Here is an 18,108-nt window from a genome sequence, read left to right on the forward strand (position 1 = left end):
TTAGTGTGCTTCATGGCCTGGGTTCTCCGCGCGGTAAATTTGCTGTCTCGACAACTACAAATGTACCACAAACGTTGGGAATTCAGGCCTACTTTCTTACTGCTAAATCTTTAACCGGACAGCAGTGATGCTTGTTATTGATTGTTGACTAATTGTTCCAATCCATATGGCAGTTCATCAAGCTTCTCAACACGCCTAGCTTTACCAAGTTTTATTAATGACCATCCAAACACTACTGCCATGACAATTACAATCCCAAGTTGCCACCCTATGTAAACGGGCATCCTCCCTTTGTCCCATGCAACAAACAAAACAAATGCGGTAACCAGAAGCGAAACAATTGTGATGGCAATGCTAAAATAGAACATCGCATTAGAACCCAGCTTGATCTGGAAGCCGGGATTCTCCCGCACAACTAATGCATGTACGAAAAGAGCAAATGTCTTTTGTTGTGTCTTTGCAGAAATCCACAGCAATATCGTGAGCATCTTGTGGCTGGCGAATACCCCCTGTTACATGATGTCCAGCTTTCTGAAGTGCATCTCTGATATGTTTTCCAACAAATCCACTTGCTCCGCAAATTAAAATGTTCATTTCGACTCTTTTAGTTGGGTCACAATTGATTTTGTCACAAGCATTTCAATACTCATCACAAACCTCCTTTATGAGATTGCATTAATATTTCTCTCAAATTAAGACTTGTGATTATTTTGAGGATTGAACTGGTATGACAGGCGATACGCCCGAGTCAGAAACCAGTACAGTCATAAGGTTTATAACCATTGAGGCTTGATCTTTTTGCTCTATTTTGATGCCCTTCTTATCCAATGCGACAATAGCCTCATGAACAGTCTCAACAGCGCCCTTCACTAATTTTTCTCGTGCCATAACCACTGCATTTGCCTGCTGAACACGCAGCATCTCAGAGGCGATCTCTGGCGCATAAGCCAGATGATTTAGATGTGACTCATCAATCGTTATTCCTGCTTTTGAAAGGACATTTTGTAATTCAACGGTGAATTCTTTTGACACCTTTTCGCGGCTGTTCATTAAACTCTCTTCAGTCCCGGTATACGGATACTTTGCAATTAGATGGCGTAAGGCTGCCTCAGATTGGTTACGCACAAATTCATGCACTGAATCGACCACAAATACAGATCTGGCAATGCTTGTAATGTGGTATACTACTATGCCTGTGACTTCTAGCGGATTGCCATCAGCATCATTTACCTTCAGCAATTTTGTTTCAAAATTGACCAGTCTGGTCGAAACCTTGCGGCCTATATAGAAGATATTGGTCCAATAAAATCCAGATTTACTTAATGTGCCAACATATTTTCCAAAAAATGTATAGGCCCGTCCACTATTCGGTTGAATCACCGAAAATCCAGTTGCAAAAACCAGAAAAAAGAGTGAACCAATTATATCAAACGAATATACATATGAAGCAATCAGTATCGGAATCAATATGCCCAAGATAATAAAACCGTTAAAATAACTTACCTCTTTGTCGTCGAAACTATCCATAATTGCCTCTTTTAATATTTTTTCGATTCAAACCTATCAGATGTATAAAGAAAAAAAGTGTCAGGGTGACATTTCAATACCCCTGCATATGAACGGGGCCCAGAGTAGCACGGCCGCAAAGCCGATTATGACTCGAAGATTGCATGGTAAAAAGATGGGCGGAGCACATCGCTTTGAATAGTGACTCACCTGTGCCACAACCCTGATAAGAATCCTGCAACTGTGAGACTGTCACATCATTTGAGCCAGCCAGAGGACTATCACCAGACTCCTGACTCCCACGAGTGCAAAGGCTGCCTTGTGAAGAGTTGCTGCTATAAAGCATACTAATTTCACAGATAGAATCACTATTTCGCATCATCCACTTTGCTTACATTGCCATTCAAAACACTGGATCCGACAGAAGCAATTAATAGTGCAACTATCGTTGCCACGATGTACATGCCGTTTCCGGATTCACCAGTGTCCAAGCGGACATCGGTTCTTTTTTCCGGATTACTGTATACCGATATCCATGTTCCAATCCCAAATAGATCCTTAGCCCGCTCTTCTAAAGCGCCCTTTGGACCATTCTGAAACAAACTAGCCTTGAATGGGGGTAACCCTTTCGGCATTACTCTGAGTGAAACATGCAATCCATAACTATCACTCATATTAGAAGCCCAGGATATATTAGTTTTGACGACTTGAGCCTGGTACTTTGGCCAACTCCGTACTTCTTCCATAGAAGCAGTACCCACAATCCCTATGAAATAAAATGCGAGTCCTGAAGCAACAAACCAGGGGAATGCTTTTCGCAACCGAGTCGAAAAAGGCAGCAGAGATGAGTTTTGTTGATCGCTCATCTTAGCCAGCTCTCATGGAAATAAACTTATTTGAATCCATCTCAGTTCCCCCTTCCCTGCACCATGAATGGTGCCCACAATGCCGGTGCTGCAAAACCTTTTTTTTCTCGAAGTAATTTGATCGTAGCAAGCTGTGCGGTACGCATCGCTTGGGCTGGCGACTCACCCTGGCCATATCCTTGATAGAATTGCTTCATCTGCGTTGCTGTTACTTTATCAGAAACCGGCCAGAGACTCATGACCAGATTCCTCGCACCGGCCAATGCAAATGCCCTGCGAAGCCCGAATACTCCCTCGCCAGACTTCACTTCACCTCTTCCGGTTTCACATGCAGAGAGCGTTACCAGATCGGTTGCATGCAGATTCATCCCTGACACCTCAAGTGCAGTCAGCAAACCGTCATCGCCACCGGATGATTGATTGGCATGGTTGGCGCCGGCCATCGCAAGACCGGAACGCACCAGCGGATTCTCGTATCCTTTCGGCAATTTTGGAGCTGCTTGATCGTCATCATCATCCATCAACGCCATGGCGCCGCGTGTGTTGTCTGCAATCAGTGATGGCTGGTCCTGCAAAAAGAACCCGTGCGTAGCCAGATGAATTACTTTCGATGGTTTGGCCGATAGCACTGAGGCTTCTGTCGCCTGCTTACCAAGTACAATGGTGCTTTTGCCTTTCAGAAGCGCTGGCACCTCTCTGGCTTCCTGTTCGGTGCCGGGCAGTTGTGAGAACCGCATGGAAAAGCCCGAAGATCGTGTCATAGCGCTGTTTTGGCTTGCAGGTGAGCCAGATGCTGCTGCAAGGTCGAAGCTGGGGTTAGCGGCCAGAAAAAGAGCCTGCTGAGGTTTCATGCCTGTATTACCCTTAGCCAGATCACGGCCGGTAGTGACATAAGCGATCTGTTTTGATTCGATCAGGTATTTTCCAGCTTTATCCCGCATGGCATTAAACGGAACCAGATTGAGCAGACCATCGGGAGATATAATCACTGATTGTGCATTACCAACGGTCTTGGCCAGTGGATGCCAAATAAGGTCATACAAACTCCTGCTAGCCTCTTCCTGCAGCTTGGAATCTGATCCGATCGCACCCAGCGGTTTCAGCGCGGCATGCACCTTGGCTTCCAAAGCCTCAGCTTCACCCAAATCAACCAAGGTTACTAATCCATCGGCTTTTAGTATAAATGCAATGTAACGCCGAGATGTGGTGAATTTTCCAGTTGACCAATCCACATCTTGAATCTTCACAAATTCAACAAGTAACTGCCCTTTTCCAAGCCTTGAAGCAACATCCGATGAAAATATCTTTCGTTGGCGAAAGCCCTCAGAAAGAAGTGCACTCTTTGCTGCCAGTTTCCCTTCAAGAACGGCAATCGCATCCTGCAACTTTTCAATACGCTCAGTGTAATCTTTTGATGAGTTGCCATCTTTAGTGCTAGTTTTCAACAAGGCACCAAGAGATGTGCGATTCTTATTCAGAGTATTCCATAATTCACGAGCCTGAGGGTCGAAGCTGTCTATAATTGATTTCTGTTGTCGTGCTTGTGCATCGAATACAATACCTTTACGAGCCAATACACGATCAAGACCCGATCGCACCGCTTGATCATTTTCTTTCAATTGCTGATGAATCAGCGACAACATGCCGTAATAGCCCCAGTTCTGATCCATCACTAATACAAGTTTCTGGGATTCACTGGATATATCGAACAGTGCGTTTATAAGCTTGTCAGAATGGTTCTGACCTGTTTGGAATGCATCCAAAGCTTCGATACTTTTTTTCCTGACACCCAAGACATACCCAAGGTTGTTGTAGTTTACATCGTTAGCCTGAATGGCTATTGCCTGACGATAGTATTCTTCAGCCTTGGGATAATTGTTCATGCTTGAATTCAACAGACCAAGATTATTTAGAGCAAAAGCCACTGTAGAATGCCTCTGGCCATAAGCTTTCCGATTTATCGTTAATGCCTGCAAAAACAAAGGCTCTGCCTTTTTATATTTACCTTCATCCAGATAACGTAATGCAAGGCTATTAATATGTCTGGCATAGCTTGGATGATTTTCGCCCAGTGAATTTTTGATGATTTTTGAAGAACGAATAAATGTTTGAGTAGCCTCTTTATCTCCGGCTGCAGCCTGTATTTGCCCCAACACATACAGATCACCGGCAAATATCGGGTGTTGTTCACCCAGCATCCTTTTATCAATGTCGATCAGTTCAACAATAGTTTTAAATGCTCGATCATAGTCGCGCATTGTCATGTAGAGGCGAGCAAGATTGTATAAGGCAGATGTATATGCCGGGTGAATATTGGGCTGCGACTTAAGGATAATTATGGCTTTTCTGTACTGACTCATTGCCAGGCGAAAACTCTGTGTGCGTTCATTGACCATAGCCAGATTTACCAGTGTGATTGCATATAACGGATCCTGATCTCCGACTGTTTCCTTATAAATTTCTAAAGCCTTAATCAGATGTTTTCTTGCCTGACCAAATTTGTTTATTTTCTGATAGAATAAACCAATATTGTTATGGCTACGTGCCGTATTAACCCGTGCTTTTCCCGTTAGTTGTGAGTTTACCTTCAGCGCATCAAGATAAAGGGCTTCCGCCTTGCTATAAGCAGCAGTTTCTTCATATAACCCTGCCAAATTATTCTGAGTGTTTGCATACCCCTGGCTATGTTTGCCATCAGTGCTAGCAAATAACGTTAACGCCTCTTTGAAAAAATTTTCAGCCTTTTTGTAATCGGCCATCTTGCGACTTACTCGCCCTAGATTATTTAATGTTGCAGCGTATTGACTTGTTGAGTGCATTTGATGCTTTTTTAACACTGTCAGTTCCTGAGCAAAGTGAACAGCGGCCTTATCCAGTTTATTAATTGCCAAGTAGCTTCGGCCAAGCCAACCATGATCATATGCGGCATATACACGCCCCGCACCTGCATTAATTTTTAGCGTTTTGCTAAAGAATTCAATCGCCTTGTGATACTCATTTTTCTGATAATGGAGCTTACCCTGCTGGAAATAGCGAACGGCCATCTGCACATCTTCCTCTTCCGATGCCAACCCAGTTGATGCAAACATAAACACTAAACACATCAGAAAAATCACCTGTTTAAAATGAGTACAGAAATTCAAATAAAACCCCTTCCTAAAATGACATTTTGAATCACTTGATAAATAGGCACCTAACCATCGATCACACTTAACAGCCTGAGAGCAGGAAGAAGGGTCGAACTGAACATAGTGAGCACAAGAATCAGTACAGTCAGTATCGAACCAGCCATACTAAGATGGAACAGAGAAGGTGCTTTTCGGAAAATCGCAACAACCTGCATGAAAATTAATGTCACAATTAATAACCCCAGGATTTCTTTATAGTCAAAGAATAATTGTGCCAATCCTGGAAGCATCTGCTCGAAATCCACATGCAGCTGTATAATCACAGGTGCTATAAGCAGTAACATCCCAAATATCGACAGGTTGGCCAATAGTGAAATGATTGTGTAGGGCAAATAAATATTTGGTTGAATTTCAGCTCTCATGATACCCATCCTATTCATCTTATGGTGCGGCAGTTGTATGCACAGTAAATTGAAGAATAGATGATGATCCACCCTCATCGTCTTCATTCATCGGCTCCACTCCCCGTGTCATAGCATGGCCAAAACCGGCACTTTTCAATAGTGCGGATACACCGCTTCCATCGCCTGTTCCTCGTGTTTTAGGCATTGCTCTTTGAGCAAGAAAACTGAGATCCTGAACCATGGTCTCTTCTTTGGCCTGACTAGCAATCAGAATGATTCGTTCAGTTCCAAAAGATGAGTCGCTGGCCTTGAACAACCCCTTTTTACCCTTTTTCCCACCCAATCTGCCGTTGGGATGGATACGGCCCTTAAACCAGTGGCTAATCGAATAATCGCTGCCTACAAACAGAACGTTCAAATCCACTGCTTTCTCGCCCGGATTTTTAGCTGAAAGGTAAACTGCATCACCGGGATGAATTCTAGGTACTGAATCAATCGATATGGTTTCAGATTGGCCATTGGTCTTGCGCTTAATAATCAGATTGGCTTCCAAGCCACTGGATCCTGCCCCCATTCCCTGGCTGACTTTGAGCAGGTTTAACACGCGCGCAATGCGAGCAAGATTATCTGCCAGCGCAAGCGACAAAGCCTTATTATCCTTTCCTTCCAGAGTTATGGATGGTGATTTATTTTCCCCTGATGCGATCAATTCACCTGTCGGTGGTACTAGCCAGAGTTGTTTATCTTTTTCGGCCAGTCGAATGTCTGCTGACTCTCCGGCTTTAACCCAGGTCACACGAAGTCCGCTATCATCAGCAGCCTGCATGGAATCCAATGCTTTTTTGACCTGTGGGCTGCTCTGTTCGGGTTTGGCAACTCGAATCGAAAAGTTCATCTTACGTTCTACCAGACGTGCATAAGCATGTTCTGGCATGGCTTTTACCTCGATCACCTTTTTATTACGGAATGCAATCGGTTGCAGAGCACTATCCATCGACTCCGAATTACTCACAGTTAGATAGCCTAGCGCACTTTCATCAGCTGCTGCGGGTGATTCCATGATTGCCAGTATGGAGCCCACAGAAAGGCGGCTGATACTACCTGCTGCAATATGAATCTCATCATCCTTTAACTCAATCGGCCATTGCGGTTTGTCAGCTTTAGCTGTTACACCGAAAACAGTAGCATCGAGGTCACCCTCAAACAAAGGAGTTGGCCTATCCATATATGAAGCGGCATATCGTTGAAGCACTTCCTGTGCAGCCTGACGGTAGGTAATGCTCGGATACTCGGAAATCACCTGCAATATGGTAAATGAAAACAATCCATGCGGCACACGGCCCTCTTCACCTGCGGGGAGTCGCATTTCCGGAGTTTGTTCGGTGGTTTGTGCAGCATAAAAAGCAACAAACCCGGCCTTACGACTATCACCACCGACATTACCCAGGGCTGTCTCAGGTTTAACGTGACCACGGGTTTTAACCCTGTTGCTTTCAGCTTTATCTAGTGCTTGTTGAGGGACACCCAAAGCAGATGCCGGCACCTTGCGCATTTTTACATCTTCACCGCCCAATGCTCCGCGTGTCACCGTGCCGGAATGACATGAGTCAAAGACTGCCCACACAAAAGCACCTTTAGCTCTGATTGCTGCAATACTGTTACCTATTTCATCATCAACCAGCGCATTCTTTACCTCGCCTATCGCGTCATCCCAAGCACCGATATCTGATGGCAAGAACAGCTCATCAAGTCCATCGGTCTCTTCCATATCTCCTTTTTTAGCAGGCTGTCTCGATCCATGACCGGAAAAATGTAGATAGACAAAGTCTCCTTCAGCCGCCTTTTTAGAAATCGTCTTCAAGCCATGTAGAATGGCGGCACGCGTGGGATTGCCACTTGATCCATCCACGCCATCGGCCAACATGGTGATATTCGACTCAGGAAATGAACGGAATCTCTGTGTTTTAAGAAACTTAAAAAGCATTTCAGAATCATATTTAGGGCCATTCAGATGATATTGTTCAGGTAAATTAGGATATTCGGATACTCCGACAATCAGCGCATGTCCCGTTGCCGCCTGTAGATAAGAAGCCGAAGAAATCAGCATGGTCATCATCATAAATACTTGAGCTATTCTGTTCATTTAAAGTACCTCTTTAATCAATCTAGTGATACAGACAGACGTTCGAATGTAGATAATATCAGGATTGACCAACATCTTTTTTATATTCAAGCCTTAGTTGCTTATCTTCAATTGCAGGAATTTCATACTGATTCAGTAGTTTTTGAATCGCATCTGAATATGGAAGATCCAGATCAATAGTAACCCTCCAAACATCATCCACCTGATATATCATTACTGATGCACCTGCAGCTTCAAATTCACTCTGCAGCTTCGCTGCTGACTTCGCCGGATATGCGACCCGTTTTTCTAATGCAATCGCGAAATCTGACCCACCTCGGTAAACAGTTTCATTTGGCACTGTTCCTTTTTGCTCACCAATCACATTCACACCAACAATGACCAGAAGACATATAGCCGCGACAGAAGCCAGCTCAGGTAACCAGTAAGCCTGCCACCACTTCCTTGTCTGCTGTTCTGGTTCTAACAACCTCTCATTTCGACAGCGCTCCAGCAGGCGCTCCAACTGTGTCGCATCCGGCTTCCCCATCGCGTCCATTTCAGACTGGTATTGCTGCTTCATCACCGAACGTAAGGTCTTAGCCTGCACATCCTCTTCTTCAGGTGCAGTATCATCGGATCTGCCGGATAACTTTTCCAGCCATTTCTCATCATCAGATATAGTCACGGCATACATCCAGAAAAGGTTTAAAGTGCTTACGACACTGGGAGATATATTCACGGGTTGCACCAAGGGAACGGCCAAGCAATTCAGCCAGCTCCTTTGTAGTCCAGCCCTGAATCGTCGCGAGAGTCAGCATCTCGGCTCGTTCATGATCCTGCTCGCTGAATCGAAGAAATGCGCGTTTCACACAGTCTTCAAGCGTAGGACCAGGATCTACACATGTCTTTGGATCAGGAATAGTTTCTGAATAGCCATCAATCTCTTCATGCGGTGCTTTCTGTTTTCTGAAAAATGTAAGCATACAGTTGCGTGCAATTTTCCAAAGCCATATTCTAATTTCGCACTCATTGCGAAAAGTGCTGCAATATCGAACAATATTAATGAACGATTCCTGGACCAGATCATCTGCATCTGCTGCTGAAAGTCTATGTTTGATGAAATAACGTTTGAAAGGGAGGCTGTAGAGTTCGAACAACTCAGAGATGCCCTCCTCCCTATCTATACCACCTTTTCGGATCTTGTTCAGACAAAGCTCTTCATCATTAGACATAATAGTTTCCTAATTTCTCACCAGCTGAACAACTCATACATCATAGGGTTTTGTGAACCATATACTTTACTTTTCTCCGTTTTCACATCATCCGCCAGCGCGGCTATGGCCTTGTTTTTACCCGCATATTTTTTTGCTCGCTGAATCAAGTCACTGGTCTTATGACTTTCGGAGGAAGATGTTACAATTTTATCGGACAAGCTTTTTTGCAATCTGGCAGCTGCTAACAGCAGAATGGGATCCTTTCGTGCATCGCCAAGATCAATCAGTTTATTAATGATATTGACCTGTTCAACGACTGCGGCATTCAAACCCTTGGCTTCTGCACTATCATCAGATGCCAGGGAAGCACTTATACCCCCAAACAGGATAGCCATTACTAGCCCTATCTTCACAAATACTTCATTCATATCTTAGCCCTTAAACAGCCACCCACTTTCGCAGGTGGCTGTATTTTTAACAATTATATTTCACTTATTTACAAAACGGTGATGGCAGCCATTAACGATAAGTTGTTCCTGTATAGTAACCATTGCTATAGTGGTACTGACGACCCTTTGACTTCATGGCTGCAATATCATCTGCAATGCCTGCAACGTCTTTACGACCATTAGCGGCCTTTTTAGCTCGCTTCAACACATCTTCAGTTGAATTGTTTTCAGTAGAAGTTGGTGCTGCTGTATCGCTCATAGTTTTCTGCAGTTTGGCTGCAGCAAGCAACAGAATAGGGTCTTTACGTGCATCGCCTAGATCAATCAGCTTATTGATAATGTTTGCCTGTTCAACAACCGCAGCATTCAGACCTTTGGCTTTTGCCTTATCATCAGATGCAACTGCAGCATTCATGCCGCCCAGTATAATAGCTGTTCCCAGCCCCATGGTTACCAGTACTTGTTTATTCATGCTCTTCTCCTTATTTTGGGTCTTGCCCATTTTTTTGTAGAAATAACTACAACATAATAATAGATGTTTCTATTCAAAAAGTGTCAGGAATGTGAATGATTAATAACGATTCCACTCTCGGTTAGTGAACCCTGAGTGATCACCCGTACTCCAGTACTTTGACTTTGCAGCCGCAATATCATCAGCAATACCTGCAATATCCTTGCGTCCCTTAGCTGTTTTTTTTACACGGGCCAGAATATCTTTAGTTGCACTGCTCTCATCAGATGCCGGTGCGGCTTCCTCACTCATAGTTTTCTGCAACTTGGCTGCAGCCAATAACAGTATAGGATCTTTGCGTGCATCACCCAAATCAATCAGTTTATTGATGATATTTGCCTGCTCAACAACTGCAGCATTCAGACCTTTGGTTTTTACCTTATCATCAGATGCTAAGGAAAAATTCATACCACCAAGCACAATGCATGCTCCCAGTCCGATGGAGACCAATATTTTTTTATTCATGTCTGAACTCCTTTTATCGGGAAATCCCCATATATTGACTGAAATAGAAGCTAGCTATTCTTACAGACGCCCGTGTTTGAAAACTGTCAGGCCATAATTTATGACTAAATCGAGAAACTATCAAATGTCTTGAAAAAATCTTACCCAAAGGTAACCAAAGCGCTTCATATGTGAGTAGCCTCCAAAAAAATAGGGAGACAGGTATAGATATATGGGTATAGTTTTTAAGTATCAGGGATACAGAAAGAGAGCACTTCTAAAGTAACAAAATTCCTGGTTAATCGAGCTCTGAGCCTGTTAGCAACAGCCACTTCAAAGACATTCTTTTGGATGAGCTGGCTGGCAACTCTTTCAATCTGTTCCAAAGCAACAACCGTTGAGAGACATGCGCCCCATCGTTTGTTTTTAATGTATCAAGATTCAAAGTCATGTCATCAATGGAAGGTTTTGAATCTGACTCAAAACAGGTAATCATAAAATCAACTTTCAACCCCGTACTATCACTCAACGAGTATGAGACATTATGTTGCAAGCAATTCTGCCGGTTTAATGCAATGGTATGCTGGTATACGGCATGCCCATATAACCACTCTTTTTCGGGAGCTTTTAGTATGATGGTCGCCTCTCCGGGGGACTCGATTCTGAACGGTGGAATGCCATCATGCCAGAATATGGATACATCGGACTGACTGTCAGAAACCAGCAGGATTTTGTTTTTCACTGTCATTGGAAATGTCATGGGTAAAACTTTCGCATCCCCCCTGCTCATACCCTGCGTATATCTGGCTTTTTTTTCTGCCCGGAAAATACTCGCATAGAGCGATGACAGCTTGGATGCTGAATCATTGGCTAGGCCGCCACCTGATCGGGACTTGGCAAGCCAGGGAGAATCAGTCTGCCTGACCGTTAGCTCGGTAGCCTCTTTATCATTGAACCGCACTTTCACCCACTTCTTGGAAAAGTCACCTTTCGGAAACAGTAACTGATCGCCCTGTTGCAGGCGTGTTTCTGCATATTCAAGCTTTTCCTGTGAACCGTCAGCATGCTTGATGATAAAAGATTTACCCATCGGCAACGGTGAAAAATCTGCAACAGTTGCTACGGCTGCGGCCTCAGCCAGCAGCGGAAAACACAAACACAGCAAAAACAGTGCAACCCTGTTTTTCATTGATCACTCTCCTTCTCTCGCCCTGACCATTCGAACTTCATATGCTCGACTGCTTCCTGAAGCTTTTCCCTTATCAGACTCACATTGAGCACAAACATCAGGATAAACGGAATGATCGGCTCGGCAATTTCAATCAATAATATCGGTGGAGCGGCATCGAGCGTCAATCCATGGTGATAAAGATAAATGGACAGCGGAAAAAAAATCAACAACGCACAGGTGGCACTGACAATAAGAATTGAGACAATACCAGGCAGGAGCAGTATTAGTGACATCACTACCAGCAACACCAATGTATAAGCAATGACCGGCCAGCCCTCAAGTGGCTTCAACTCCCCGTGCTGAACCATTGTGGCAATCGCATGGGCCATTAACTCAACACCAAATTTATCACCAATCGCTGTCTGATGCTTATCCATGGTTAGAGAATGCATGGAGCCAATCAGTACAATATGACCTTCATAATAGCGAGGAGAGAGTTTTTTATCTGTGAGTTGGAAATAAGGTTTCACCTCAATGCCTGATGCATGATTTTCATGTAACATGATCGGCATAGCCTGATTGTCCATTGGCAGCGACTCACTTTGCATGGAATGAATCAGGTTCCTGATCTCCTGTTTGGATTTGGCCAGACTAAGCCCATGCTGCATGTGCTTTGCCATTTCGGTAGCAAGCAACATGGCAGATGGAATATTGCGCTGCTTATCCCAGTTCACCTGCTCAAAATAGTTAAATCGTCGAATCAGTTGGTCATCTTCCTGAGGAAATGTAGAACTGGCCCAGAAGATATTCCCCCTGTTATCAGCAAGCGATGAATCACTGCGGAGATAGGATGATGCTGTTTTACCTCCATCGGCAGCCTGGCGTAAATCATGCAACAGGATAATGGCAGGCATCTGCTCAGCAGGAGCCTGATCCAACTGTTCCAGATAACGTTTCAGCCCCTTATCCCCCTCTGTCCGGGTTCCCCAAGCTTCTGATCGACTCAGATCAAAATCCACCACGACAGCGGCAGCATGATATTCAGCTGCAAATCTGATCATCTCAGCAATTTTCTGTCTCGGTGTGATATACGGTTCGCCCCATGATTGATGCAATGAGTCATCAACAGAGAGAATACTCAGTTTCAAATCCTTCCCTCCACCCAGAGGGTCATCCTTGCAGGCAGCAATCACAACATCCGACATCCAGATGCGTGAATCTTCGACCATATTATCAACAAGCGTAAACCTGCCTGACAGCAATGGAATAATGAGCAGGACTGTGGAGCAGGCAATCAAGCCGCCGATCCACTTTTTCATCAGAGGTACGGAGTCAGAATCGAGAAAGTCCTGAGATAGCTTTAGGCAAAGCCACCGCAACAGACTGACAGGCAGCAGCAATCGGATTATGAAGAGTTTAAAAAACCTACGCATTGACCCGGCTCATATGAACCTTGTGGAAGCAAATCGTATTGCCTGAGACTGTGCATATTTCGTCAGAGAATAACGGCTGCCTTTCCAGCACCAATGCATTAAATGCTTCTGAAGTAAGCAATAGCTCTCGCTTGTCAGCAGTATCCTCACCCAATTTGGAGGCCAGATTCATGTCCGGACCGAAAAATTCCCCATGATCACCTGTGATCAGCAGTGTGCCATAACCTATGCCTGCACAAATCTCATATGGCTGACTGGAACTCTCATCATGGATAACGTGTTGTAATTGTTTGTCTGCTTCCAGTACGGCGTTTACTGCTGAATTTACATCAGGAAACAGTGCTATAAAGCTGTCAGCCTCAGTAATATGTTCAAAGCATCCATGCTGTTTTAAAGCGGGCAACACCAGATCTCGCTTTTGTGACAACAGCGTAAGCGCATGGATGATGCCATGGGCATTGGTTGTTTTAGTAAATCCGGATGAATCAATCGCGGCAACTGCACAGCGTCTGCCATACTTAGCAAGCAACTCAGCCTCAAAAGTCACCGGGTCTTCTCCAGCGTTTCTAATATCCCTGATCCTATCCATCAATCGTTTTACCATACGCTGCATCTCTCACTCACTCTCCCATGTTCAGGGGGATGTATTCCTAATGACCAGGGGGGACATACTCAGCCCTGACACTTTTTAACGTAGCTCGTCTCTTGTTTTAACGCAAATCAAACAAAGGAGAAAGAATATGCGTCAAATTAAAAGTACCCGTTCAGGCAACTGTATAAGAGTCATACTTTGTTCACTGGCACTTGTTCTTGCTTCAATGCCGGTTCAGGCAGAAGGCTTGGCAACAGCATCAACAGGAACCGTGATTCCTGAACCCAATAAAGGTGGCATGCTGGGTACCAGTATCAAACCAGATGTTGAGGGGGATGCAAAAGCACTCAAAGGCGACACGAAGGTTGCCGTGCCATATTTCCGAATCAAATTCATCAAAGAGTTCAGTGAAAGCAATTCAGAGTCAGCATTAACTTGAACCTGATAATTCCCTGTTATAATTTTGATGCCAAAAATAAGAACATTTAAGGACTTGGCTGTAGACACCAAGTTGCAGCTAGCCTTTAGAGGATTGAGACGTTAACGTTCGCGAAATTCCCAGTAATAATCCCTGATAGCAGGTGAGTTACAGGGAGACAGGTGCGCAGATGACTAGCTGCACCGCCAGTTTAATAAACGGATGGCACCCGCCATCTATTTATTAAATTCGAGGATAAAGAGGGCATAAGAACCCTTGCTGATGGTTCGACAAATCGGCACGACAGCCGATTTGGACGGCCAAAAGGCCGCCCGAAGGGTGAGGATCATGGATGATCCGAATCAATCCCCTACGGAGATATGTTCTCTAACTCGAATTTACGAGACCCCGTCTCGATACCAATTTCCACAGCCGTGGAACCCAGGTGTCGTCCGGGTCGGGCCCCGCACGGCGGACCCCTGTGAACCCCGTCAGGTCCGGAAGGAAGCAGCGGCAGCAGGACGAAGCGCGTTGCGGATCTGTCCGGCTCGGGCGGCGCATTTTTTTCAGCACCCCCAACCTTACCTTATCTATTTGACGATGCACCTAAGCAGCGGCAATCAGAATAGCTTTTTCACAAAAGCATCAACCTCTGCTGCGCTACCCTTCACATAGATCATCTGCTGATTGTTGCCCGGATTGATAACCGCTTCTGTTTTGACTTTAAACTTTGTTTCTACCCTGACTAAACTTATGTCTGAGCGTTTTAGCATAACCGTGATTTTACGCACGTCAGGAGTTCCTGTACTGCAGATAAGCGCTGTTTGGGTAATCACACAATCATTAACGTTGTGCTCTCCATTGACGAACTCCGCATTGGCCTGCGTAGTCAACGCAAGAAACAGCGGGATAAAAATAATTCTTTTCATGGACTCCCTCCTGAACAGATATGTACACTATTTGAATAACGGATCGGGCTGGTAACAACCCCACCTCGTACTCTGATTGTAGACCAGAATTCACATTAGCCAAAATGGCCCTCTTCCGAAACAGCAACATCGGGGACAACAAAAGTTCATTGCGCAGAAAAAGCCCCCCCTTTCCCGATTATCCTCTATACGCTCAATCAGCTTCTCCCAACGGCGCACCAGATAAGTGACGTTAACATCTGATCTATAGCAGAGAGAGACCTCCCTGCTCAGGTGATCCATATTTACCTGCGAAAACGACAGGAGTGATGAGGTGCGGATCAACACTTCCCTTTCGGCTCGGTACGGTAAAACAGGCACGAGCACTGGCAGAGGATTCAGCCCTGTTGCCGGGCAACTTTCCTGGTCATGTTTCCGAACCCACTTTTGCAGGTATGATAAAAATAAGAGATACCCATATCTCTGCATCCCGAATGCTTTAAGTTTCAATAAAATAAGCACATCAAAAAAAACAGGCCGGGAGGGAAGCCCGGCCTGTTTGAAAACACAGAGAAAACAGATTGGAACGTTAAGGGGTTAAGCCTGTTGTGCTTCGCCTAAGCCTTCTTCAGCGGTGACCTCATCTGCAATCAACTCTTCGATACGGTAACTCGAAGGGTCGGCAAGCAGCGTAGTTACCAGTTTGTGGTTCATATCGTGACCGGTCAACTCACCTTCAAAGGCTCCGACAATCGGATAACCTGAAAGGGAGAGATCGCCCAGCGTATCGAGAATCTTGTGGCGAACACACTCATCATCATAACGCAGACCACCTTCGTTCACGACACGGTGGGTATCGAGTACGATGGCATTCTCCAGCGAACCGCCGAGCGCAAGTCCCGCCTTCTGCAGTGCTTCAACTTCATGCAGGAAGCCGAAGGTGCGGGCACGGGAGATTTCACGGGTATACGCCTGATGGGCAAAATTGATGGCGACTTTGCGTTTGCGCAGCAGCGGATGATCATAGTCCAGCAGATAGCTGATCTTGAAACCTGCCGCAGGATAGAGAGCGCAACGTTTGTCACCCTCTTCAATCTCTACGCGTTTAAGGACACGAAGAACTTTCTTTGCTTTGGTCTGTTCGCGGATACCGGCACATTGAATCAGAAACACAAACGGGGCGGATGATCCATCCATAATGGGAACTTCTGGACCACTGACTTCAATGCGAGCGTTATCCACGCCCAGACCTGCAAAAGCTGACAACAGATGCTCGATAGTTGAAATCTGAGCACCGTCATGGCCGATGGTTGTGCAGAGTCGCGTATCGGTAACGTATTCGGCCCTGGCAGGGACCTCTACGCCAAGATCGGATCGAATGAAAGTGATGCCTGTGTCTTCAGCTGCCGGGTGTAAGACCAGTTGAATCTTACGACCTGAATGCAAGCCGATGCCACTACATCGAATCGAATGATCCAGTGTTCTCTGTACAATCATGTATGCCTCCTTCTAACAGGGCAAAGCATATGTATGACGTCAATGGTTCGAACATCACCGGAGGGAACTCTATCTAAGATACTGGAATTCAATGTGATTTACCCCACATACCCAGCACTCGCCAGAGTAGACCCCCATCTACAACTGCGTAACCCTGCCATAAAAACCGCAAAAGCCAAATATCCTGCTCAAAAAGGCCGATCAGTCGGCCTGCCTGCGCAGGAATGTAGGAACGGCAAACTCGTCATCATTGAAGTCGATGTTACCGAATGGTTTAGGCTGAACCTGTGACTGCCCCTGCGATGACTGTGCTGCAACCGGCGCGATAACAGGCGCAGGCATCACCGGCGCCTGAATGCCGCCGATATGGGCAGTTGGGACACGTGGCATGGCAATGGGTTCGGATTTGGCATCAGAGCTCGCCAGATAGATAGCCGACTCACCGGAGAGGCCGGTAGCAACCACAGTCACGCGAATCTCTTCACCCATATCCTGATCATAAACCATACCGCAGATGATATTGGCCTCTTCATCGGCCATGTTATGGATAATGGATACGGCTTCATCATATTCAGCCAGCGTCATATCCTCATTGCCGGTCACGTTCACCAGAATGCCCTGCGCGCCGTGAATATCGATATCCTCAAGCAGTGGTGAGGAGATTGCGCGCTCTGCTGCTTCAATAGCACGACTCTCACCTGATGCTGCTCCGGAACCCATCATGGCAACACCGCGTGTCTCACTCATGACCGCTTTCACATCGGCGAAATCCACGTTCATGTAACCGGTGTGGGTGATCAGCTCGGCAATGCCGCGTACCGCCTGCAGCAGCACGTCATCAGCCTTGCGGAACGCTTCCAGCATACTGGTGTTCTTACCCACTGCGCCGATCAGCTTCTGATTCGGAATGGTGATCAGTGTATCCACATATTTGCGCAGCTCAGCGATACCCGCTTCAGCCTGACGCATACGACGTTTGCCTTCAAAATTGAACGGCTTGGTGACCACTGCCACGGTCAATACGCCCATCTCTTTCGCTGCTTCAGCAATCACAGGTGCAGCACCGGTTCCTGTACCGCCACCCATGCCGGCAGTAATAAACACCATGTCAGTGCCCTGCATAAACTCACGCAGGCGATCCATCTCTGAAACCGCCGCTTCACGACCGATTTGCGGATTGGCACCGGCACCCAGACCACGGGTAATATCTGCGCCAAGCTGCAGTTTAATATCAGCGTCATTGCGCTCAATGGCCTGTGCATCGGTGTTGGCGACAATAAACTCTACGCCGCGCAATTTCTGGCTGATCATATTGTTCAGCGCGTTACCGCCGCCGCCACCGACGCCGATCACTTTAATGTTGGCCGCTTGGGCCGATGTATCTTCGAATGTAAATAGCGTTGCCATGTTTCTGGTCCTCCTCAGGTTCCCTTTATTTATTT

The 18,108-nt window shown here is 45.7% G+C and carries 18 protein-coding genes and 1 other RNA gene; 2 read left to right on the forward strand and 17 right to left on the reverse strand.

Features of this window, described 5'->3' with window-relative positions:
* Positions 1-134 precede the first annotated feature (134 nt).
* The 14 genes from F3F93_RS12365 to F3F93_RS00070 form a co-directional block, all read right to left on the reverse strand.
* Positions 135-488 (reverse strand): hypothetical protein, encoded by a 354-nt coding sequence (locus tag F3F93_RS12365; RefSeq protein WP_241696861.1) that lies wholly within the window; start codon positions 486-488, stop codon positions 135-137.
* A 217-nt stretch (positions 489-705) separates the two neighbouring features.
* A complete protein-coding gene (locus F3F93_RS00010; protein ID WP_176957115.1) occupies positions 706-1,527 on the reverse strand; it encodes an SPFH domain-containing protein in 822 nt (273 codons plus the stop codon).
* Between the two features lie 347 nt (positions 1,528-1,874).
* Positions 1,875-2,372, reverse strand: coding sequence for a hypothetical protein (locus F3F93_RS00015; protein ID WP_176957116.1), 498 nt, complete (start codon positions 2,370-2,372; stop codon positions 1,875-1,877).
* Positions 2,373-2,413: 41 nt separating this feature from the next.
* Positions 2,414-5,488, reverse strand: coding sequence for a CHAT domain-containing protein (locus F3F93_RS00020; RefSeq protein WP_176957117.1), 3,075 nt, complete (start codon positions 5,486-5,488; stop codon positions 2,414-2,416).
* Between the two features lie 77 nt (positions 5,489-5,565).
* Positions 5,566-5,922, reverse strand: a complete 357-nt coding sequence (locus tag F3F93_RS00025) for a hypothetical protein (protein ID WP_176957118.1) — start codon at positions 5,920-5,922, stop codon at positions 5,566-5,568.
* A 19-nt stretch (positions 5,923-5,941) separates the two neighbouring features.
* The gene (locus F3F93_RS00030) at positions 5,942-8,047 is read right to left on the reverse strand and encodes a caspase family protein (RefSeq protein WP_176957119.1); all 2,106 of its coding nucleotides are present in this window, start codon (positions 8,045-8,047) and stop codon (positions 5,942-5,944) included.
* Between the two features lie 58 nt (positions 8,048-8,105).
* Positions 8,106-8,714 (reverse strand): hypothetical protein, encoded by a 609-nt coding sequence (locus F3F93_RS00035; RefSeq protein ID WP_176957120.1) that lies wholly within the window; start codon positions 8,712-8,714, stop codon positions 8,106-8,108.
* A complete protein-coding gene (locus F3F93_RS00040) occupies positions 8,701-9,261 on the reverse strand; it encodes an RNA polymerase sigma factor (protein WP_176957121.1) in 561 nt (186 codons plus the stop codon). Before F3F93_RS00040 ends, F3F93_RS00035 begins: the two co-directional genes overlap by 14 nt.
* Before the next feature lie 17 nt (positions 9,262-9,278).
* Positions 9,279-9,671: a hypothetical protein gene (locus F3F93_RS00045; RefSeq protein ID WP_176957122.1), complete on the reverse strand. Its 393-nt coding sequence runs from the start codon at positions 9,669-9,671 to the stop codon at positions 9,279-9,281.
* A gap of 91 nt (positions 9,672-9,762) precedes the next feature.
* Positions 9,763-10,164 (reverse strand): hypothetical protein, encoded by a 402-nt coding sequence (locus F3F93_RS00050; protein WP_176957123.1) that lies wholly within the window; start codon positions 10,162-10,164, stop codon positions 9,763-9,765.
* A 99-nt stretch (positions 10,165-10,263) separates the two neighbouring features.
* Complete coding sequence (locus F3F93_RS00055) at positions 10,264-10,668, reverse strand: hypothetical protein (RefSeq protein WP_176957124.1); 405 nt, start codon at positions 10,666-10,668, stop codon at positions 10,264-10,266.
* 277 nt (positions 10,669-10,945) lie between these two features.
* Complete coding sequence (locus F3F93_RS00060) at positions 10,946-11,836, reverse strand: hypothetical protein (protein WP_176957125.1); 891 nt, start codon at positions 11,834-11,836, stop codon at positions 10,946-10,948.
* Entirely contained in the window at positions 11,833-13,137 is a 1,305-nt protein-coding gene (locus tag F3F93_RS00065) for a CHASE2 domain-containing protein (RefSeq protein ID WP_176957126.1), read from the reverse strand. The genes F3F93_RS00060 and F3F93_RS00065 overlap by 4 nt, the downstream gene beginning before the upstream one ends.
* A 106-nt stretch (positions 13,138-13,243) precedes the next feature.
* Positions 13,244-13,864 carry a hypothetical protein gene (locus tag F3F93_RS00070; RefSeq protein ID WP_176957127.1) on the reverse strand — a complete coding sequence of 207 codons (621 nt, stop codon included), beginning with the start codon at positions 13,862-13,864 and terminating at the stop codon, positions 13,244-13,246.
* Between the two features lie 127 nt (positions 13,865-13,991).
* Here F3F93_RS00070 and F3F93_RS00075 point away from each other — a divergent pair, with 127 nt between their 5' ends.
* Both F3F93_RS00075 and ffs read left to right on the forward strand, forming a co-directional pair.
* Positions 13,992-14,282 carry a hypothetical protein gene (locus tag F3F93_RS00075; RefSeq protein WP_176957128.1) on the forward strand — a complete coding sequence of 97 codons (291 nt, stop codon included), beginning with the start codon at positions 13,992-13,994 and terminating at the stop codon, positions 14,280-14,282.
* Positions 14,283-14,716: 434 nt separating this feature from the next.
* An RNA gene (gene ffs / locus F3F93_RS00080) (signal recognition particle sRNA small type) lies at positions 14,717-14,813 on the forward strand.
* A 68-nt stretch (positions 14,814-14,881) separates the two neighbouring features.
* Here ffs and F3F93_RS00085 read toward each other — a convergent pair.
* The 3 genes from F3F93_RS00085 to ftsZ form a co-directional block, all read right to left on the reverse strand.
* Positions 14,882-15,190 (reverse strand): hypothetical protein, encoded by a 309-nt coding sequence (locus F3F93_RS00085; protein ID WP_176957129.1) that lies wholly within the window; start codon positions 15,188-15,190, stop codon positions 14,882-14,884.
* Between the two features lie 576 nt (positions 15,191-15,766).
* Positions 15,767-16,666: a UDP-3-O-acyl-N-acetylglucosamine deacetylase gene (gene lpxC / locus F3F93_RS00090; protein WP_176957130.1), complete on the reverse strand. Its 900-nt coding sequence runs from the start codon at positions 16,664-16,666 to the stop codon at positions 15,767-15,769.
* 201 nt (positions 16,667-16,867) lie between these two features.
* The gene (ftsZ, locus tag F3F93_RS00095) at positions 16,868-18,073 is read right to left on the reverse strand and encodes a cell division protein FtsZ (RefSeq protein WP_176957131.1); all 1,206 of its coding nucleotides are present in this window, start codon (positions 18,071-18,073) and stop codon (positions 16,868-16,870) included.
* Positions 18,074-18,108: the final 35 nt, after the last annotated feature.

Source organism: Mariprofundus sp. KV (assembly GCF_013387475.1).
Taxonomy (GTDB): Bacteria; Pseudomonadota; Zetaproteobacteria; order Mariprofundales; family Mariprofundaceae; genus Mariprofundus.